This window comes from Rhizobium sp. R634 (assembly GCF_002211305.1).
GTDB lineage: Bacteria > Pseudomonadota > Alphaproteobacteria > Rhizobiales > Rhizobiaceae > Rhizobium.
The window spans coordinates 54,506-72,906 of sequence record NZ_LOKW01000011.1 but is presented as its reverse complement, the minus strand read 5'-3'; the positions used below and the strand labels follow the sequence as shown (position 1 = coordinate 72,906).

Annotated in this window: 18 protein-coding genes and 1 tRNA gene; 11 read left to right on the top strand and 8 right to left on the bottom strand. The window is 60.6% G+C overall.

Going from position 1 to position 18,401, the window contains the following annotated elements; translation table 11 throughout:
• Positions 1-9: 9 nt before the first annotated feature.
• The gene (locus ATY77_RS14025) at positions 10-276 is read right to left on the bottom strand and encodes a hypothetical protein (RefSeq protein ID WP_088677985.1); all 267 of its coding nucleotides are present in this window, start codon (positions 274-276) and stop codon (positions 10-12) included.
• A gap of 140 nt (positions 277-416) precedes the next feature.
• Complete coding sequence (locus ATY77_RS14020; protein WP_088687843.1) at positions 417-1,373, bottom strand: DMT family transporter; 957 nt, start codon at positions 1,371-1,373, stop codon at positions 417-419.
• Between the two features lie 262 nt (positions 1,374-1,635).
• On the opposite strand from ATY77_RS14020, the gene mnmA reads away from it, so the two are divergent.
• The 3 genes from mnmA (at position 1,636) to ATY77_RS14005 (ending at position 5,412) form a co-directional block, all read left to right on the top strand.
• Entirely contained in the window at positions 1,636-2,835 is a 1,200-nt protein-coding gene (mnmA, locus tag ATY77_RS14015) for a tRNA 2-thiouridine(34) synthase MnmA (protein ID WP_088687842.1), read from the top strand.
• A 136-nt stretch (positions 2,836-2,971) separates the two neighbouring features.
• A tRNA-Met gene (locus tag ATY77_RS14010) sits at positions 2,972-3,048 on the top strand.
• A 528-nt stretch (positions 3,049-3,576) separates the two neighbouring features.
• A complete protein-coding gene (locus ATY77_RS14005; RefSeq protein WP_088687841.1) occupies positions 3,577-5,412 on the top strand; it encodes a HAMP domain-containing methyl-accepting chemotaxis protein in 1,836 nt (611 codons plus the stop codon).
• Positions 5,413-5,545: 133 nt separating this feature from the next.
• Here ATY77_RS14005 and ATY77_RS14000 read toward each other — a convergent pair whose 3' ends face one another.
• On the bottom strand, positions 5,546-6,157 hold the full coding sequence (locus ATY77_RS14000; RefSeq protein WP_088687840.1) for an ABATE domain-containing protein: 612 nt from the start codon (positions 6,155-6,157) through the stop codon (positions 5,546-5,548).
• 76 nt (positions 6,158-6,233) lie between these two features.
• On the opposite strand from ATY77_RS14000, the gene ATY77_RS13995 reads away from it, so the two are divergent.
• Entirely contained in the window at positions 6,234-7,178 is a 945-nt protein-coding gene (locus ATY77_RS13995; RefSeq protein WP_088687839.1) for an EamA family transporter, read from the top strand.
• Between the two features lie 74 nt (positions 7,179-7,252).
• On the opposite strand, the gene ATY77_RS13990 is transcribed toward ATY77_RS13995, so the two are convergent.
• Together ATY77_RS13990 and ATY77_RS13985 are read right to left on the bottom strand one after the other, a co-directional pair.
• Positions 7,253-7,600 carry a hypothetical protein gene (locus ATY77_RS13990; protein WP_088687838.1) on the bottom strand — a complete coding sequence of 116 codons (348 nt, stop codon included), beginning with the start codon at positions 7,598-7,600 and terminating at the stop codon, positions 7,253-7,255.
• A gap of 64 nt (positions 7,601-7,664) precedes the next feature.
• Positions 7,665-8,324, bottom strand: coding sequence for a helix-turn-helix domain-containing protein (locus tag ATY77_RS13985; protein ID WP_088687837.1), 660 nt, complete (start codon positions 8,322-8,324; stop codon positions 7,665-7,667).
• A gap of 145 nt (positions 8,325-8,469) precedes the next feature.
• Between ATY77_RS13985 and ATY77_RS13980 the strand changes: the two genes are divergently transcribed.
• Entirely contained in the window at positions 8,470-9,429 is a 960-nt protein-coding gene (locus ATY77_RS13980; RefSeq protein ID WP_088687836.1) for a hypothetical protein, read from the top strand.
• Positions 9,430-9,435: 6 nt separating this feature from the next.
• Here ATY77_RS13980 and fixJ read toward each other — a convergent pair whose 3' ends face one another.
• Both fixJ and ATY77_RS13970 read right to left on the bottom strand, forming a co-directional pair.
• Positions 9,436-10,068 (bottom strand): response regulator FixJ, encoded by a 633-nt coding sequence (gene fixJ, locus ATY77_RS13975; protein WP_088687835.1) that lies wholly within the window; start codon positions 10,066-10,068, stop codon positions 9,436-9,438.
• A complete protein-coding gene (locus tag ATY77_RS13970; protein WP_088687834.1) occupies positions 10,034-11,281 on the bottom strand; it encodes an ATP-binding protein in 1,248 nt (415 codons plus the stop codon). The genes fixJ and ATY77_RS13970 overlap by 35 nt, the downstream gene beginning before the upstream one ends.
• 439 nt (positions 11,282-11,720) lie before the next feature.
• On the opposite strand from ATY77_RS13970, the gene ATY77_RS13965 reads away from it, so the two are divergent.
• The 4 genes from ATY77_RS13965 to arcC all read left to right on the top strand — a co-directional run bounded on the left by ATY77_RS13965 (position 11,721) and on the right by arcC (position 15,279).
• Positions 11,721-11,927 carry a hypothetical protein gene (locus tag ATY77_RS13965; RefSeq protein ID WP_088677996.1) on the top strand — a complete coding sequence of 69 codons (207 nt, stop codon included), beginning with the start codon at positions 11,721-11,723 and terminating at the stop codon, positions 11,925-11,927.
• Positions 11,928-12,066: 139 nt separating this feature from the next.
• Entirely contained in the window at positions 12,067-13,296 is a 1,230-nt protein-coding gene (gene arcA, locus ATY77_RS13960; protein WP_088687833.1) for an arginine deiminase, read from the top strand.
• A gap of 38 nt (positions 13,297-13,334) precedes the next feature.
• Positions 13,335-14,339, top strand: a complete 1,005-nt coding sequence (locus tag ATY77_RS13955) for an ornithine carbamoyltransferase (RefSeq protein WP_088687832.1) — start codon at positions 13,335-13,337, stop codon at positions 14,337-14,339.
• A 1-nt stretch (position 14,340) separates the two neighbouring features.
• Positions 14,341-15,279, top strand: a complete 939-nt coding sequence (arcC, locus tag ATY77_RS13950; protein WP_088687831.1) for a carbamate kinase — start codon at positions 14,341-14,343, stop codon at positions 15,277-15,279.
• Positions 15,280-15,304: 25 nt separating this feature from the next.
• Here the strand turns inward: arcC and ATY77_RS13945 are convergent, their stop codons facing one another.
• On the bottom strand, positions 15,305-16,663 hold the full coding sequence (locus ATY77_RS13945) for an amino acid permease (RefSeq protein WP_088687856.1): 1,359 nt from the start codon (positions 16,661-16,663) through the stop codon (positions 15,305-15,307).
• 220 nt (positions 16,664-16,883) lie between these two features.
• On the opposite strand from ATY77_RS13945, the gene ATY77_RS13940 reads away from it, so the two are divergent.
• On the top strand, positions 16,884-17,243 hold the full coding sequence (locus ATY77_RS13940) for a hypothetical protein (RefSeq protein ID WP_245314343.1): 360 nt from the start codon (positions 16,884-16,886) through the stop codon (positions 17,241-17,243).
• 200 nt (positions 17,244-17,443) lie between these two features.
• Positions 17,444-18,370, top strand: a complete 927-nt coding sequence (locus tag ATY77_RS13935; protein WP_088687830.1) for a cation transporter — start codon at positions 17,444-17,446, stop codon at positions 18,368-18,370.
• Positions 18,371-18,401 lie beyond the last annotated feature (31 nt).

Here is an 18,401-nt window from a genome sequence, read left to right as displayed (position 1 = left end):
TGCCTAATTTCAGTGAGGCAAACGCTTGCGGCGGACCATCTTGCCGAAACGGGCTCTGTCGTCCTCAGCCTTGGTGCGATGGAGGAAAGCGCGCCTGCTGCCATCGAGTCCCCGGAAGAATTCGTCCCAGGAAATATCTTCCTGCGTTTCCGAGGAAAAATCGACACGGACGGTTTCGCTGTCGGTCGCGTTCTTGATGCGGGCGGGATGGCCGCCACGTTCTTCGATCCAGTGTCTGATCCTGTCGTAATCCGTCGTCGTGCCGAACCTGCCCATGAAACCCTCCTCAGCAATTCGATTGCGACATGCCCGTGCAACGCGCGACGCGGGGAATCGTTCCACGGAGGGAGTATTATTTTAGTAGGTTCGGATTAATCCCAATTTGGGACGCTTGCTGATCGCGAAATTGCGAGGCTCTATCGCCCAGGCGCCTGCGCATCGCCTTCGGCCGGTGTCGTGGCCAGTGGCGATTGCGCGTCGCCGGAGGCGACGGCTGCGGGCAGAGGCACGTGGCGCTTGCGCTCGCGGATCAGCGTCAGCAGGCCGGAGCAGATGATGAGCACGATGCCGAAGGCCATCGGCAGGTCGACCCGATCGTTGAAGAAGAGATAGCCGAAGGCGATAGCCCAGATCATCTGGCTGTATTGCGGTGTCGCAACGAGTGTTGCCGGGGCGAGGCGTGCGGCCGTCATCAGCATCACGTTTCCCGCTGCACCCAGCAATCCGTAACCTGCGAGAAAGACCCATTGCTGCGGCGTGGGTACGACGATCTTTGAGAGCATCAGAACGCCGCTGACGATGAGCGTGCCGAGCAGGGAGGCGCCATAGAGCGACAGCCGTTTCTCGGCCGGGCCGAGCGCGCGCAGGATGACGATGGCGACGCCGGCGGCGACGGCGCCGATGGTTGCGGCCAGATGTCCGGCGGACAGTTCGCGGAAGCCGGGCCGCAAGACGACCAGCACACCGAGGAAACCGACGATGACGGCCGCCCAGCGCTGCCAGCGTACATCCTCCTTGAGAAAAATCACCGAGAGGATGGTGACGACGGACGGCAGCAGGAACAACAGACAGAAGGCCTCGGCCATCGGCAGCTTTGTGAAGGCGATGATGGAGGCGATCGAGCCGGCCGCGCCGGCGGCAAAGCGCGCCATCCAGAGCGGCCGGTTGGTCGTTGTGAAGATGTCGAGCCATGAATCGCCCTGCCCCTTGATGAAGGGAAGGGCAGACATGCTGAGCACCGCGCCGATGAAGGCGACCTGAAAGGCGGGAATAGTGCCGTGCAAGGCTTTGATCGATGCATCGCTGAAAGCAAAGACGGCATAGCCGGCGAATGCGACAAGGACGCCGCGTAGCGTGGTTGAGGCGGCTGTCATATATCCGAATCTTCTAAGGTGGGTCATTTTCATCTACGCGATGAAAGGCGGGCGGGCAAAGGCCGATTGCGAATAGCTGCAATGCGCATGCGCATATGGGTGCCGCAAGCCGGCTGAAAAGCCGGTACTTGCGCGCGGGCGCAATAGTTTCTATATCCCTCGCCCATGACAGCTGGCGGCCGATCCCGCCGGAAATGCAGGAAATCCGCCACATTCCGAAGTCAGAACGGCGGATCGAAACAGCGCAGAATTGGCACCATCGTTGAACACACTGGATTTTGACAAGAAGCCGGAAGAGACCCGTGTCGTCGTCGCCATGTCGGGCGGCGTCGATTCCTCCGTTGTCGCCGGCCTTCTCAAACAGCAGGGTTACGATGTGCTCGGCATCACGCTGCAGCTTTACGACCATGGGGCGGCCGTTCACCGCGCCGGATCCTGCTGCGCCGGCCAGGATATCGACGATGCGCGCCGCGTCTGCGAAACGCTGGGCATCCCGCACTATGTGCTCGATTACGAAAAGCGTTTTCGCGAGACGGTGATCAATCCCTTCGCCGAAAGCTATGTGGCCGGCGAAACGCCGATCCCCTGCGTTTCCTGCAACCAGACGGTCAAGTTCGCCGATCTCTTGGCGACCGCCAAGGAACTCGGCGCCGATGCGCTGGCGACCGGTCACTATATCCGCTCGAGGCCGAACCCTTCGCCCGATAATCCCGGCCGCCGCGCGCTGTTCCGGCCGGCTGATGCCGACCGCGACCAGAGCTATTTTCTCTTCGCCACGACGCAGGAGCAGATCGACTATCTGCGCTTTCCCTTGGGAGGCCTGCCGAAGGCCGAGACCCGCCGGCTCGCCGAAGAGATGGGCCTCGTTGTCGCCAAGAAGGCCGACAGCCAGGACATCTGCTTCGTGCCGCAGGGCAAATATTCCGATATCATCACCAAGCTGAAGCCGAATGCGGCGCTAGCAGGCGAGATCGTCCATCTCGATGGCCGCGTGCTGGGAACGCATGAAGGCATCCTGCACTTCACCATCGGCCAGCGCCGCGGCATCGGCATTGCCACCGGCGAGCCGCTCTACGTCGTCTACCTCGACGCCCGCTCGCGCCGCGTCATCGTCGGACCGAAGGAGGCGCTGGAGACGCACCGCGTCTATCTGCGCGACGTCAACTGGCTGGGTGACGAAACGCTTGGCGAAGCCGCATCCGGCGAAGGCTTCGCCTGCTACGCCAAGGTCCGCTCGACCAGGGCGCCGGCGCCGGCCGTGCTGCATGTCGATGCCACCGGCACCTATGTCGATCTGACGGTCGGCGAGGCCGGCATCGCACCCGGCCAGGCCTGCGCGCTCTATTCCGCACCTGGCGACGATGCCCGCGTTTTCGGCGGTGGTTTCATCGAACGCTCCGAGCGCGAACCCTCAGCCGAGGCGTCGCTCAAGGCGCTGCTCGCCGGCCCCGTCGCCGCTTGAAACCGATAGGAGAGGGCGGGCAGCAAAGCCTGCCGTTTTTCTCCATCATGCGCTTGACACAAAGCCGACGCGCACCTTATAAGCCGCTCATCCCACGAGCCCGCAGCGCTTCGCGAGCAGGGTTCGTTTGACCAGTGGCGGAGTAGCTCAGTAGGTCAGAGCAGAGGAATCATAATCCTTGTGTCGGGGGTTCAAATCCCTCCTCCGCTACCATTCTTTTCCCTAAATTAGTCTCGCGAATGCGGTTTCGGATAGTGACGCTATTTCGACGGGCGTCCGTCTATCTACCTTTTCCCAGATTCTTGCGTTCCATTTCCGGTCTGCTATCCCCGCGTCTCAGGTGGTCTTCCCGGCAGCCGGTGGTTGCCATTGGTGGCTGGCGTTTCCGAGACTGGTTCCGACCTTCGAGCCGCTTCCTACTTCTCGGTGGTTCGGGCCAGGGATACGTCCCAGATCCGGCCACGCCTCCGCGTTGAAAGAAAGTAAGCGCGAATCGCGCATCGACTCTGGCTCGCATGTGTGGCGGCTTGCTCGCGTGGCGCCATCTCGATCGCGATGAGTTCTCCAGATGCGATACCCCTGATAGCAGGACAATGGAGTACTTCTAGGAATGGTTTGTAAGCGACATAAATATTTCGAATAGCGACGGCTTCGGCAATTAAAGTTAAATCTAAATTAGCAAACGAGGCGAATTCTCGCAGATATCTCAGCCGCACTTGCGTCAGAAGATCGGAGAATCAAATGAAGCGTCCGACCGTAAAACAAACCCTCATCGCCATCTTGGCTGTCATTTGTGCCTTTCTGATTGCCCTGTCCTACAACTCTCTCAGCACGATTTCGACGCTGAACGACAATGCCCAGCAGATCGGCGGTTTCTGGATGAAGCGGATGGTAACCGCCAGAGATATCAAGGGCGGCTTCTCCGATTTGAAGTTGGCCTCTGCGCGGTACCTTCTGGAGGCGTCGCCGGAAAAGCGAGCCGTGGGAGCGAAGCTGATCGGCGACACGAGAGAAGCAGTCGACAAAGCGATCGAAGAATATGTGAAAGGTGTGCGCACGGAGAAAGGCCGCGAGTTGATCAATCAGGTCAAGTCGGAACTAGCAAAATACGCTGAGCTGACCGAGCAAATGGTTCGACTGCAGGATGACGGGAAGAGCGCCGAGGCGATCAGCTTCTTTCGGGAAAACATGGAGCCGCAATCTGATCTGGTGAGCCAGGAGGTTGCCGACCTTGTGGCCTTCATTCTCGGGCAGACGGAAACATATGTGACCACCAGTGACGCCACGGCGAACTTCGCTTTCACCATTACAGCATCGATCGCCGCTCTCTCGATCGTGGTCACCTTGGCCGGAGCAATGTTTGCCGTTTTCGGAATCGCCAATCCCATCCGCCGGATTGCCGCCGCCATGAAGATTCTCTCTGATGGTGATCTACAAAGCGAGGTCCCTTACGCTGGGCGCGCCGACGAGATCGGCGCGATGGCGGCAGCAGTGGAAGTGTTTCGACAGAACGCCATGAACGTACTCCGCTTAGAGCAGGAAGCAGAGATATCGCGGAACCAGTCCGAGGCGGCTCGCGCTGCAGCACAGGAGCGCGCGGAGCGGGAGGCACAGCAGCTGCGTTTTGCAACAACGACACTGGGTGATGGATTGAGACGCCTGGCCGGGGGTGACGTGTCTTTCCGACTGGCGGAGCCGTTCGCTCCGGAGTACGAGCGGCTGCGCGGCGATTTCAATGCTTCCCTCAAACAGCTCGCAACGACCATCGGCGCTGTATTGCAGACGGTTCACAGCATCGACAATGGAACAGGCGAAATCGCCTCTGGTGCACAAGATCTTTCCAAGCGTACTGAGCAGCAGGCCGCCTCGCTGGAGGAGACGGCTGCAGCTCTTGACCAAATCACTGCGAACGTGGCGACCGCCTCCAAGCGAACCGATGAGGCTCGCAATGTCGCACACGAGGCCAATATAAGCGCGGGACGTTCCGCTTCCGTCGTGTCTCATGCCGAACAGGCGATAAGGCGGATCGAGGAAAGTTCCGAGCGGATATCGAGCATTATCGGTGTCATCGACGATATTGCTTTTCAAACCAACCTCCTCGCGCTGAATGCCGGGGTCGAGGCGGCGCGGGCCGGAGAAGCCGGCAAGGGTTTTGCGGTTGTCGCTCAAGAGGTTCGCGAGCTTGCCCAACGGGCGGCGACGGCGGCGAAGGAAATCAAGGGGTTGATCGAAAAGTCCTCCACCGAAGTCGGCACTGGCGTGAAATTGGTTCTTGAGACCGGCCAGTCGCTCAACAAGATCAGCGAGCAAGTGTCTCAAATTAATCAATTGATGGAAGCAATTGCGACGTCTGCGCGCGAGCAGTCCACCGGACTTGCTGAAATCAACACAGCCGTCAATCAAATGGACCAGTCCACTCAGCAGAATGCAGCGATGGTCGAGCAATCCACGGCAGCGGCAGCGTCGTTGTCGGGTGAGGCGAGCAAGCTGCGTGAACTGGTCAATCAGTTCACTCTCGGTGGCGAGGCTGCTCAAGTCGTTGAGCTTGGCCGTGACGTCCGCACCATAGCGGCATGAGAGAGGCCCAGAGGCGGATGCCCCGACGCGGCGGAGAGAGCAGCGCCTGCAGTGCCGACCAGTTTTTTGAGACCGGTGATTGCGGGCCGACTCCATGGAATTTTCTTCGCGAGAAGCGCCTCGGCCCCAGCACCTAAACTCCTTTCATCCGGGATCGGAAGCGTTTGATTCGAGCGTGGCTGCCGCAGCTCGCGTCTGAACACCACATTCGTCGTCCGCTCTTGGAATGATCGATAAACAGCCATCCGCAGTTGTCACCCTTGCACTCGCGCACTGACCGCCGCCGATCGCGCCCGATCAACAGTTCGACCGCCTTGATCGCAAAGAACTGAGTCAGTTGGGAAAGGTCGTCGAAAGGCAAAGTCCACGAGTAGCCGGCTCCGGTTGCTGCGAGGACCTGATGAGCCCGGCCGCGTCGTGCACGATCTTCCACCAGGGACAAATCTGCGACCGGGTAGGACTCTCCGGCGTCCTCAGAACGAAAGAGCCGGTATATCGATTCACGCAGTGCTAGGGCGTCTTCCAGCACCGCAGCCGCCTTCTGCGGATCATTTTCCGCCTGCCTGCGAAGATGCGACGCCGCTTGCTGATCGATGAGATCGAGCCGTTCGACCAAGACCAGCAGGTCCTCAAATGACCGCAGAAGGTCCGGCCCCCAGCGGCCACGCCGGCTGTCGACCGTATTGGCGAGGTCGAGGGCCGGATGACCGCCGCTGAGGCGCATGTCAGCTGTCGAGGTGGCCATGCCTGGAACAACTCCAGAGGAATAAAGTTGTAACGGTATAAATGGTCTTTAACCGTTACAATGCAAGGCCGGGCCAATGTCGTCTACCCGCAATCTCCTGAAATTCGTCGTTTTGTGCTTCGTGTGGGGGCTGACCTGGATCGCCGTCAAGATCGGCGTTGAAACAGTGCCGCCGATGATGTTTGCCGCAACGCGATTCATGGTGGCAGGTGCCATCTTCATCGCTTTGGCTTGGGCGAGAGGGCAAAGAGAAGCCTTCAGTCAGGAGGATAAGACACGTCTCCTCATCGTCAGCCTGCTGATGATTGCGCTCTGCTACGGCCCGCTGTTCTGGGGCATGCAGTTCGTTCCTTCAGGAACCGCGGCGGTTCTGGAGATGTCCTTGACACCACTTGCGCTGCTCGCCTTCGGCATTGTTCTGGGGGAGGAGCAGTGGAATGGCCTTCGCGCTTTCGCGATGCTGCTTGGAGTTGGTGGTCTCGGCCTTCTGTTCGCGCCGTCCATAGATTTGACTGGGCTGGAGAAGGGGTTGCCAATGATCGGGCTCATCGCCATCGCCTGGGCGGCAATTTCTTCGGCGTGGGGATCCGTGCTGGCAAAACCGCTGATATCGAATTATGGCAGCGCGCGCCTTTCCGGCCTGACCACGCTGATGGGCGGGAGCGTGTTGCTGATTGCTTCGCTTTCAATAGAGCCTCGCTCGGCTGAAAGCCTGATCACCCCCTGGGAATGGCAAGCGGTTGCGGGCTGGCTCTTTCTCGTCATCTTCGGTTCGCTGCTCGGCTATAGCATCTATATGCAGCTCTTGCGGGACATCGGCCCCGCAAAGGCAGGCAGCTTCGCCTTTGTGTCTCCTGCCATTGCGGTCTCTGTCGGCGTGGTCTTCGCCAACGAACCCGCTGAGCCGCAGAGATTTATCGGCATGGCACTGATGATTATTGCCGCCGCAATCTGTTTATCCGCCGACCGCTTGCCGCGTTTATCAAAAGGAGGTGCAATCGGCCTCGGCCGTCATAGATGATTGTGGCCGGGTTTGCCCTGACATTGGTTGATAGTTCGGTCACGCCGAGCTGGCATCCGCGCATTGTTCGAACACTAACGCTTGATATCGTAAGCCTGGCCGGAAGCGCGGAGCTCCGTCAGCGTTTTACCGACGCAACTGCCGCCGCCTTCGCCGCCGATTGCCTTCGCCTTGCCGTCGAGCGTGATTGTGCCGGCGATCCGCTCTGACGCCACATAGGTCGCGATGCCGTCCTGCGAGACGCGCGATATGTAAAAGGCGTGGTAGGTTTCGTTGTATTTGCATTGAATGATCACGGGAAACTGGTCGAACGGATTGTCCTGCGCCCGAGCGTCGGCGAGCGGAAAGGCGGTCAGCGGCAGCAGCCCTGCAAGGAGGGCCCTGGCCAATGCTTTCGATCCTGTGCGGGATGCGTGCGTCATGTTCAGTCCCCTTCTGCGGCAAGAGCGGTCTTCCGAAACTGCCGCACAGTTTGCGCGGCAAGCTTTAGCTCGTCAGTGCAATGAGCGCATCGCGATCGAGCAGGCGGACGATGCGTTGCAGCTTGCCGTTCAGGCAAAGAATGCGTTTTTCGCGGAGCTTGGTGAAGCAGCGGGCGACGGTCTCCACCGTCAGGCCGAGATAGTCGGCGATATCGGTGCGCGACATCATCATGTCGAATTCGCGATCTTCCGGGTGGCGATCGGCCATCTCGAATACGAAGGCCGCCACCCGCTTCAGGGCGCTTTGCTCGGTGATGACGAGCTGTTTATGCTGCGCCTTCGCAAGGTTCGTCAGGGCGATGTGAAGCAGATCGATGGGGACGATCGCGTCCCGATTGGCGCGAAAGGGCCTTATGCAGGTCTCGCAGACGGCTTCCGCAAAGTCGGTTCGCACATTGCCCGTTTCCAGTCCGAACCATTCGCCCTTGCCGCAAAAGGACAGAATATACCGCTGCCCGCTGGCGGTTAGGCGGTAAATCCGCACCGCACCTGCTTCGACCTGATAGATCGCAAGCGCGTTTTCGCCTTCGCTATAGATTGTCTCGTCCGCCTTGAGCCTGATCGAGTGATCCCTGGCCGTCGCTGCCGCCGCCCCATAGCGGTGGACCGCAGCTGCCGGGTGCTGTTGGATTGTGTGGTCGTAAAGCATATGCGTCGCCCCCATCCGCATTGCAGCATAAGCAATTTCACTCCGTCCCGTTATTCGAGATATCCCTTAAGTATTGCTACGGAAGCCCAGGGCCGCCAGCGGGTGTATAAAGCTACACCCCTTGTTGAGAACGATACGGAGGTATCGCGGGAGGTTCCCGATGACATTGGAAGAAAAGGGGCATAGCCTGGCATCTCAAGACCGTGCGGGCGTGCGCGCGCAACTTGATCGCATCCTCGCCAGTGCGGAATTCCATGTTCCCGAGCGCGGGCGGCATTTCCTGGAATATATCGTTGAAGAGACATTGGAAGGACGCAGCGAGCAGCTCAAGGCCTATACGATAGCGCAAGCGGTTTTTGGGCGGGATGCTTCTTTCGACGCGCAGAACGATCCCGTCGTGCGCATCGAGGCGGGGCGTATCCGCCGCGCCCTCGAACGTTATTATCTCGTCTGCGGTAGCAGCGACCCGATCCGGATCACCGTTCCCAAAGGTGGGTATTCACCGCATTTTTCGAGCGCCGAAGGCGTTTCGGATGCCGACGAAACGGCCGCTCCGCCAAGTGGCGGAAATAAGCGGAGCAATTCCGACCAATTGGTGGGCTATCGCGATCTTCTGCTGCCGATCGGCGTGCCCGCGCTCTTCGGCACGATGGCGATTCTGGCGCTCATCCGTCCTCTCGAGGCCTATCTTTCGCCGCCCGAAACGTCATCGGCGGCTGCTCCGTCGACGCTGAAAAGCAAGACCGGGATTATGGTGGAACCTTTTACGGCCCTCGGCGACAACGCCCAGGGAACGAATTTCGCCAGCGGCCTTGCCGATCAGCTCATTGCAAAGCTCATGAAGGTAGACGATTTCGTCGTGTTTGCGCCTGGCCGGTCCGGCGCAGAGACGAGCGGCTCGCTGTTGAGCCTGCAGGGGAGCGCGCTTGTCGAGGGTACGGTCCTCCATCTGCACGTGCGCCTGATAAACGGCGCCGACGGAACGGTCGTCTGGGCAAACCGCTACGAGCGCGAGCTGCGCAATCAGGCTATTCTCGACGTTGAAAACGAAATTGCCGAGCAAATCGTCAAGGAGATCAGGAATGGCCGCAAGCCGAGCGGCGCGGCTTCCGCCCGATAGTCGCCGTCATAGCTGTATTTCCAAGGATTGTGCCGCGGCGTCGAGGGTAATGGCCATTCGCATGAGTTCCGCCAGATTGCGCGCGTCCATCTTGGCCATCACATTGGCGCGATGGACTTCCACCGTGCGCACGCTGATGCCGAGATGATAGGCGATCATCTTGTTCTGTAAACCATCAAGCACGCCCGCCAGAACCTGATGTTCGCGCTCGGTGAGCTGCTGAAGCCGCGCCGCAACCTTCTCGGAGCTGGCAATGGCTCTGCCGGCCCGCCTCTGCCCCACCGCCCCGTTGATGGCGGCAATCAGCGCGTCATCCCTTAGCGGCTTTTCCAGAAAGTCGAAGGCCCCGGCCTTCATTGCCTGCACGGCCGCGGCGACATCGCCCTGGCCGGTGATGACGATTGCGGGGATCTCCATGTTGAACCGGTGCATCTGCCGGAGCAATTCGATGCCGTCGATATCGGGCATCCGCAGGTCCGTCACGAGGCAGTTGCGTCCCGAAAGAGGCAGAAGGTCCAGAAACGCTCTTGCGCAGCTGTGTGCACGAACGGCAAAGCCTGCCGACACCAGCAGGAACGTCAATGCGCGCCTGAGTGGTTCCTCGTCATCGACGAGATGGATCGTAAGATCGTTCGCCATTGGCTGTGGTCTCCACCAGCGGAAGAGAAAATGTGAGGGTTGAACCGTCCTGCGGTCCCCTGCGGGCGCTTATCCGGCCTCCATGCGCTTCGACAATGCGCTTGGACAATGCCAGACCCATGCCGAGGCCGTGAGGTTTCGTGGTCACGAAAGGACGAAACAGCGCCTCTTCGATCTCCGCGGCGATCCCGCAGCCATTGTCGGACACGTCGACGACAAGATGGGAGAAATCGTCGATTCTGGTGCGGATCGAAATATGGGGGAATTTCGTGCCGTCGGTTGCCTCAACTGCATTACGAAGAAGATTTGTCAGCACCTGGAGGATCTGGATACGGTCGACCGACACGATGTCCCGCTCCGCGTCGAACTGGAAATCGGTATGAAGCCCCTGGCCTCGGGAGCCCGCCAGGGCGAGGGGCGTCGCCTCATGGATCAGCGCATGCATCGCTTCCGGTCTTTTCTCGTCGGCGCCGCGCTTTGCGAATTCGCGGATGTTCTGGACGATCGCTCCTGCCCACAAAACGTGCTGGGTAATTTTCGACAGGGCTTCGCGAAGCTCCGCGTGGCACCCGTTGCGATCGTTCTCCATAAGACGCCCGCAGCCCTCCGCATATGCGCCGATCGAAGTCAGCGGCTGGGAAAGTTCGTGCGCCAAGGTCGAAGTCATTTCTCCAAGCGCGGCTATTCGTGCGAGCCGGGCCAGCTCGCTGCGAAGCTCCTGCACCTGCTGCAATGTTTCGCGCTCGGTCCGGAAGTCCTCGAAGACCGCTGCAGTGAAGGTTTCTTTCTCGCCTGGTTCCCGGATGACGGTCAGGGCAACCGGAAAGCGGGCGCCGCTCTTGGTCATCGCGATACCGGCACACAGTACGCCCTGGTCTGCCCAGCGTCCCTTAAGCTGAACATCCGGCGTCGGAGACCAGACGAGATCGATCTTGCGGCCGAGCAATTCGCCTTCTTCATAACCGAACAAGGCCACCGCAGCTCTGTTGCAGGCCGAAACCCTATTGTCGGCGGCCATGAAGAACACCGCGTCCGGCAGGTGCTCATAAAGTTGCCGGATACTGTCCATTCCAGGCACGTTCTCTCCCTCAGGCAAAACGCGCAGGCGTTTCCGGCTCGCCGTCCGCTGCCCGGTGAACGAGGCTCGACCCGCTAGGCTTGAAACAATGGAACTATAACCAGCAACATGCGGCGCCTCCATCTTGATGGACATGATGGTCTCCTCCGCCCCTTGAGATATCGTTCAGTGTCTCGACTGCCTTTCCGTCTCAACAGTGGCGCGATATTACCATCTTTGGATGGGTGATCGGAGTAGTATCGCGTAGACTCTATCGGTCTTTCAGCCCGGCCCGAGCTGCCGAAGGCCAGACAAAACAAGCGATTGGCTCCGCCTCGTTGCCATTGATCCGGCTCAATGCCGTTCGTCCGTTGTTCAGCTAATCTGGGTCGCAGCGGAGATCCACAGGTTCTCCACGGCCTATAAAATGGCGCGACCGCTGTTGGGGAGCGTGGCGCCGTCGTTTGAAACGAAGGCAGGGCACTACGGAAGTCACTGCGACGTCCGTAGAAGCGCTGGCAGGAAAACTACGCCGGCCGAGGAAATAGTGGCCTCCCGCCGGTCGACGCTCGTGCATCGTCGGGAAGGTTCGGTGATGTGGCTGTTGGTCGTCGAAGCTCCGTTCGAGGAGGACATAGAGATCGCCGTCATCGACGACGAAGGCGTCCATGCCCTTGTCTTTCCCTGCCGGCGTATGCCTGGCGGATGGGTCAACGCCCTGACCGGCGAGATCCTGGACGTCCACCCGACCCATTGGCGCGCCTGGCAGAGGGTTCGAGGCGATGCGCCCGATCTTCGTTGAGCAGAACTGCAAATGCTGCAGCGCACCTTGTCTGCAATCAATGACATGTGACGGTCGGCCCAAATAGTCTGCCAGGCAGGCGAGCGTGTTCAAAGAGCCGGCGGCGCGCCCGCCACCGGAGGCTCGGAGGGAGGACGGCATGCGTGGTTTCGGTGTCCATTCTGAGGTTGGAAAGCTGAGAACCGTTATGGTTTGCCGTCCATCTCTGGCTCATCAGCGCCTGACGCCTGCCAATTGCCATGATCTGCTTTTCGACGACGTCCTCTGGGTGCATGAGGCCCAGAAGGATCACTATGATTTTGTGCTGAAGATGCAGGAAAGAGGCGTCGAGGTTCTCGAGCTCCACGACCTGCTGGGGCAAACCCTCTCCAACAAGCAGGCGCGCGATTTCGTGTTGGATCGGCGCATCACGCCGAACGTGCTCGGTTCGCAGATCGCCGAGGCGATCCGGCCATGGCTCGATGAAATGCCGGCCGTTCAGCTCGCCGCTTTCATGATCGGCGGCATCGCAATCGCCGACCTGCCTGAGGTCAAGGCAAAGTCGCTGATGCTCAGCGCTTTGCCGGAGACGGATTTCGTCATCCCGCCGATCCCGAACACGCTGTTCCAGCGCGACCCCTCCTGCTGGATTTACGGCGGCGTGACCTGCAACCCGATGTTCTGGCCGGCACGACGCGCCGAGACGCTGATCCAGCGTGCGATCTACAAGTTTCATCCGACCTTCCTCGGCGGCGATTTCCAGATCTGGTGGGGCGATTCAGACCAGCCGTTCGCCAATGCTTCGATGGAGGGCGGCGACGTCATGCCGATCGGCAACGGCACCGTCCTGATCGGCATGGGCGAGCGCACCACCTATCAGGCGGTCGGCCAGGTGGCGCAGGCCCTGTTCAGGAGCAAGGCGGCAAAGAGGGTGATCGGCTGCCTGATGCCGAAGAGCCGGGCGGCAATGCACCTCGACACCGTTTTCAGCTTCTGCGATCGCGATGTCGTCACCCTGTTTGCCGAGGTCGTCGATCAGGTCCGCTGCTACAGCATGTATCCGAAGGACGACGACGGCACCTTCGAGATTCACCCTGAAAATCGGCCGATGCTCGATGTCGTCGCCGAGGCGCTCGACCTGGCGCAATTGCGCACCGTCGAAACCGGCGGCAATTCCTACCAGGCCGAGCGCGAACAATGGGACGACGGCAACAATGTCGTGGCACTCGAGCCCGGCGTCGTCGTCGCCTACGACCGCAACACCTACACGAATACGCTTCTGCGCAAGGCGGGGATCGAGGTCATCACCATTCGCGGCTCCGAACTCGGCCGCGGCCGTGGTGGCGGGCATTGCATGACATGCCCCATCTGGCGCGAGCCCGCTTACTGACGTTTCACACTCACGAACCGGACCGACGGAGCAAGACCATGAGCTTCAATCTGCGCAATCGCTCGCTTCTGACCGTGCAGGATTATACACCGCGGGAATTCCGCTATCTCCTCGACCTCGCCCGCGACTTAAAGCGGGCGAAATATGCTCGCACCGAGCAGGAGCACCTGAAAGGCAAGGAAATCTGCCTGATCTTCGAGAAAACCTCGACGCGGACGAGATGCGCTTTCGAAGTCGCCTGCTCGGACCAGGGCGCCAACGTGACCTATCTCGATCCGTCCGGCTCGCAGATCGGGCACAAGGAATCCTTCAAGGATACGGCGCGGGTGCTGGGGCGCATGTATGATGCGATCGAGTATCGCGGCTCCGCGCAGAAAGGCGTGGAGACGCTGGCAAAATACGCCGGGGTGCCCGTCTATAACGGCCTGACGGATGAATATCATCCGACGCAGATGATCGCCGACGTCATGACGATGCGCGAACATAGCGACAAGCCGATCGCTGAAATCAAATATGCCTATGTCGGAGACACCCGCTCCAACATGGGCCATTCGCTGCTGATCGTCGGCTGCCTGCTCGGAATGGATGTGCGTATCTGCGGGCCGAGATCGCTGTGGCCTTCGGAAGAATACATGAAGATCGCCAAGGATTTGCAGGAGGCCTCGGGCGCGCGGCTGCTGGTGACCGAAGATCCCAGAGAGGCGGTCAAGGACGTCGATTTCATCCACACCGACGTCTGGGTTTCGATGGGCGAGCCGAAGGATGTCTGGCGCGAACGCATCAAATTGCTCACTCCCTATCAAGTCAACCAGGACCTGATGAGGGCGACCGGCAACCGGCAGACCAAGTTCATGCATTGCCTGCCGGCGTTCCACGATACCGAAACCACGCTCGGCAAGCAGATCGCCGAAGATTACGGCATGGAGAACGGTCTCGAAGTGACCAACGACGTCTTCGAATCCGAGGCCAATGTCGCTTTTGAGCAGGCGGAAAATCGCTTGCATACGATCAAGGCCCTGCTCGTCGCTACCTTGGGAGATTAACATGCGTGTGGTCATAGCGCTCGGCGGCAATGCGCTTCTCCGGCGCGGGGAAGCCATGACGGCCGATACCCAGAGACGGAATGCGCGCATCGCGGCTCAGGCGATCGCGCCCTTGGCTGCCGAACATGAGATCGTCGTCACCCACGGCAACGGCCCGCAGGTCGGACTGCTCGCGCTCCAGGGGGCAGCCTACAAACCCGAGGAAGCCTACCCGCTCGACGTTCTCGGCGCCGAGACCGAAGGCATGATCGGCTACATGCTGGAACAGGAGCTCGGCAATCTCCTGCCGTTCGAGCAGCCTTTGGCGACGCTGCTGACCATGGTCGAAGTCGATGCCGCCGATCCCGGCTTCCAGAACCCCACCAAGTTCGTCGGTCCGGTCTACGACCAGGCGGAGGCGGATCGGATCCGCACGGAAAAGGGCTGGGTTTTCAAGCAGGACGGTGAAAAGTGGCGGCGCGTCGTCGCCTCGCCGGCGCCGAAGCGCATCTTCGAGATCCGTCCGGTGCGCTGGCTGCTGGAGCAGCGTACGATCGTCATCTGTGCGGGCGGCGGCGGCATTCCGACGATGTACGAAAAGGGCGCCGACCGGAAGCTGATCGGCGTCGAAGCCGTGATCGACAAAGATCTGTGCTCGGAGCTTCTGGCGCGCGAGCTTTACGCCGATCTCCTGATCATGGCGACGGATGCCGAGGCCGTCTGCACCGACTGGGGCAAGCCGTCTCAGAAGGCGATCCATCGGGCCCGTCCCGACGATTTCAAGCAGTTTTCCTTCCCGGCCGGATCAATGGGCCCGAAGGTCGATGCCGCCTGCCATTTTGCGCGCATGGGCGGCAGGACCGCTGCGATCGGAGCCCTTGCCGACATCGCGGGAATGGCGCGCGGCGAGCGCGGAACAATCATCAGCGAGAGCTTTGCCGGCCTGAGCTGGCACGCCTGAACCCCGTCCGGCCCTTCGAGCCTGCCTATCCCGACACGGCCGGGTGCGTTGCCGCGGCCCCTGACGTCTTCTGACGTTCGACTGCGGGCGCTGCGTTTCGCCTTTGCCAGACGTAGACGGGGATCCCGAGCATCAGCAGCACCAGCCCGTAGAGCACCGGCTCCGCGCCTGAGCCATAGAGGGTGAAGATCGCAAAAACGAAAGCGATCAGTTCGATGGCGCTAACGCGCGGCATCCGCCCGAGCGTCACGCCGGCCACAAGAGTGCCGGCCAGTGAGCAGAAGGCGTAGGGAACGACGGCGGCCATCGTGCTCAGCCCGACCATCAGCCGATAGGCTGCGGCGAATCCTTCGGCCCCGACAGCCTGAGCGAGAACCAGCAGGGTCGCGAACAAAGCCGAGACGATCATGCCCAGAGCCGGTACGCCACGGGAAGAGAGCCGCGCGAAAAGCGGAGGAAACAGCCCATCCCGGGCAGCGGCCATCGGCACTTGCCCCATCAGCAGGGTCCAGCCGTTCAAGGCCCCGATCGAGGAGACCAGGACGGCGATCGAGATCGCCAGCTCGCCGCCGCGCCCCCACATCATGCCGGCTGCCTCGGAGAAGGGCGCGACCGAGCGAACAAGCTGCTCGCGCGGCACGAGGCCCATCACCACGATGGTGCCGAGCACGTAGAGCACCGCGGCGATTGAGATTCCAAGGACGGTCGAGCGCGGGATGGTCCGCTCCGCGTTTTCGACATCGCCTGCGGGCACGGTTGCCGATTCCAGCCCGAGATAGGCAAACATCGTCAGCGGCGCGAGCGTTGCGATCGACTGCAGCAGCGGCTGGCCGCTTGGATTGAATTCGGAGAAATGGGACGTGTCGATGAAGAAGAGGCCGATGATGGCGACGGCGCCGAAGGGGAGAAGCTTGGCGTAGGTGGTGACCTGGGCAAAGAGGCCCGCCGCATGAACGCCGCGGAGATTGACGAGCACGATCGCCCAGATCACCCCAAGCGTCAGCATCGTCGCGGCGAAGCGATTGCCGAGCGCGGGGAAGAGATCGACCATCACGCCGGCAAAGGCAATGGCGATGACCGGCAGCGACGTCCAGATGGAAATCCAGTAGCCCCAGGCAATCAGAAAGCCGGCGAAATCGCCATAGGCGAGCCTCGTATAGGCGTAGGGACCGCCGACGGCAGGCACGAGGCTTGCCAGGCGCGCAAAGGTGAGGCCGAGGCAGATCGCGCCCGCACCCATGAGGATCCAGACGATGATCGCGAGGTTGCCGTAGGGCGCGACCGCGGCCGGCGAAAGATAAAAGCCCGACCCCACCATATTTCCGACCACGATGGCGGTGCAGGCGGCAAGTCCCAAACTCTTGCCATTTGGCGACGTTGTCATGGCCCCCTCCCGAAAGACGCCTTTTCCGATGCTGATATCGCCTCGGCGATCGGCTGCCGGGCGCAATCTTCCTCCCAAAGAAAAGACGCCGCAATCCGGTTCAATGCGTAGTGGGGACGCCGCTATTGTTTGAACGGCATTGATCGTGCTCAATGCCTGACGCCGACGCATGAGTTATCCTCCACGGCCGAATATCATTTTGTTCTCGGGAGTTAGAGCGATGAAGATGGCCATGATCATTGGACTTGCCGTGTTGACTGCCGTCACCGGAACTGCGCCGGTCGAGGCCCAGCAGACGAGACGCGAATATCGCAGAATGAACTGGAGCGAGAATCTGCCTGAGGCGGTGCGGACTTATCACGACAGACGATTCACGATCGTCAGCTATCGGATGGCAGGTTTTTCGGAGACCGGCTCACACCCCCAACCGGGAAGCGAAGAGCATGTCAAAGCCATCAGAGATGCGGTTCGGGCGAACAAATGGCTTACGGCTCAGCTCAAGACCAAGAAGCTTACCGCGAACGACATCGAATGGGTTTCGCGGGCACGCAACGGCAACATGACCTTCTACACGAAATGACCAGGATCTGCGCCAGGCAGATTTCAGGCTGAGGCAGGCCGGGCGGCCGCTCCCGATAACCGACAGGATGGTCGCCCTGCTGCCGCAGGCCGACTGCGGCCAGCAAGAAATAAAAGCGGCCTCACTCCATTCAGATCTCGTTTCACCTTCACGATCAGCATAAAACGATGAGAGTGTCTGATGTCGGAGGCGGGGCGGGGATGTTGGGCGAGCAGGGATTTCTCAGGGTCTCGATCGCAGCGACGGTCGTGGTCGCAACGCTCGGCGTTGTCTTCGGCATCCTTTCCGGCTCGTTTTCGATCGCCTTCGACGGCGTTTATTCGCTGGCCGATGCGGCCATGACCGGTCTTGCGCTCGGGGTTTCCAGCCTCATCGTCAAATCGACGCAGAGCGACGCGAAATCCGGCAGGATCCGAAACCGCTTTACCATGGGCTTCTGGCATCTGGAACCTATCGTGCTGATGCTCAATGGCTGCCTGCTGATGGCGGTCGCCGTCTATGCGCTGATCAGCGCGATCATCAGCATCCTGAACGGCGGCCATGAGCTGCAGTTCGGCATGGCGGTCGCCTATTCCGCGTCGACCCTGCTTGTCTGCGCCATCATGGCATTCCTTGGCATCAGGCTGAACGCCCGCATCAAATCTGATTTCGTCTCGCTCGACATCAAGGCCTGGATCATGTCCGGCGCCATCGCACTGGCCCTGCTGATTGCATTTCTGATCGGCATGGCCGTGCAGGCGACGCCGGTCGCGTGGGTTGCCAGCTATATGGACCCTGCGGTTCTGGCGCTGGTCTGCCTGGTCATGATCCCGCTTCCGATCGGCACCGTCTGGAAGGCACTCACCGAAATTCTGCTGATTGCTCCCGTCGACCTCCAGGAACATGTCGACCGCGTTGCCATGGAAACCGTTCGCCGTCTCGGCTTCCTCTCGCATCGCGCCTATGTTGCCCAGGTCGGCCGGGCAATGCAGATCGAGCTCTACTTCATCGTCCCCGAAGGGCTTCCTCCGAAGAGCGTGGAGGAATGGGACGCGCTCAGGGACGAGATCGGCGAAGCAATTGGAGATGAAAGCGCCAATCGCTGGCTGACGATCGCCTTCACAGCCGATGCGGAATGGGCGGAATAGGCTCCGCACTGATTGAAATGCTTTGCCTGAC

Excerpts from the sequence above, each read along its gene's own strand:
- ATY77_RS14025 (WP_088677985.1), bottom strand. The coding sequence starts at position 276 with ATGGGCAGGTTCGGCACGACGACGGATTACGACAGGATCAGACACTGG.
- ATY77_RS13980 (WP_088687836.1), top strand. The coding sequence starts at position 8,470 with ATGACATTGGAAGAAAAGGGGCATAGCCTGGCATCTCAAGACCGTGCG.
- ATY77_RS14000 (WP_088687840.1), bottom strand. The coding sequence starts at position 6,157 with ATGGCCACCTCGACAGCTGACATGCGCCTCAGCGGCGGTCATCCGGCC.
- ATY77_RS13945 (WP_088687856.1), bottom strand. The coding sequence starts at position 16,663 with ATGACAACGTCGCCAAATGGCAAGAGTTTGGGACTTGCCGCCTGCACC.
- fixJ (WP_088687835.1), bottom strand. The coding sequence starts at position 10,068 with ATGGCGAACGATCTTACGATCCATCTCGTCGATGACGAGGAACCACTC.
- ATY77_RS14020 (WP_088687843.1), bottom strand. The coding sequence starts at position 1,373 with ATGACAGCCGCCTCAACCACGCTACGCGGCGTCCTTGTCGCATTCGCC.
- ATY77_RS13985 (WP_088687837.1), bottom strand. The coding sequence starts at position 8,324 with ATGGGGGCGACGCATATGCTTTACGACCACACAATCCAACAGCACCCG.
- ATY77_RS13935 (WP_088687830.1), top strand. The coding sequence starts at position 17,444 with ATGTTGGGCGAGCAGGGATTTCTCAGGGTCTCGATCGCAGCGACGGTC.
- ATY77_RS14005 (WP_088687841.1), top strand. The coding sequence starts at position 3,577 with ATGAAGCGTCCGACCGTAAAACAAACCCTCATCGCCATCTTGGCTGTC.
- ATY77_RS13990 (WP_088687838.1), bottom strand. The coding sequence starts at position 7,600 with ATGACGCACGCATCCCGCACAGGATCGAAAGCATTGGCCAGGGCCCTC.
- arcA (WP_088687833.1), top strand. The coding sequence starts at position 12,067 with ATGCGTGGTTTCGGTGTCCATTCTGAGGTTGGAAAGCTGAGAACCGTT.
- ATY77_RS13940 (WP_245314343.1), top strand. The coding sequence starts at position 16,884 with ATGAAGATGGCCATGATCATTGGACTTGCCGTGTTGACTGCCGTCACC.
- ATY77_RS13965 (WP_088677996.1), top strand. The coding sequence starts at position 11,721 with ATGTGGCTGTTGGTCGTCGAAGCTCCGTTCGAGGAGGACATAGAGATC.
- arcC (WP_088687831.1), top strand. The coding sequence starts at position 14,341 with ATGCGTGTGGTCATAGCGCTCGGCGGCAATGCGCTTCTCCGGCGCGGG.
- ATY77_RS13970 (WP_088687834.1), bottom strand. The coding sequence starts at position 11,281 with ATGTCCATCAAGATGGAGGCGCCGCATGTTGCTGGTTATAGTTCCATT.
- ATY77_RS13995 (WP_088687839.1), top strand. The coding sequence starts at position 6,234 with ATGTCGTCTACCCGCAATCTCCTGAAATTCGTCGTTTTGTGCTTCGTG.
- ATY77_RS13955 (WP_088687832.1), top strand. The coding sequence starts at position 13,335 with ATGAGCTTCAATCTGCGCAATCGCTCGCTTCTGACCGTGCAGGATTAT.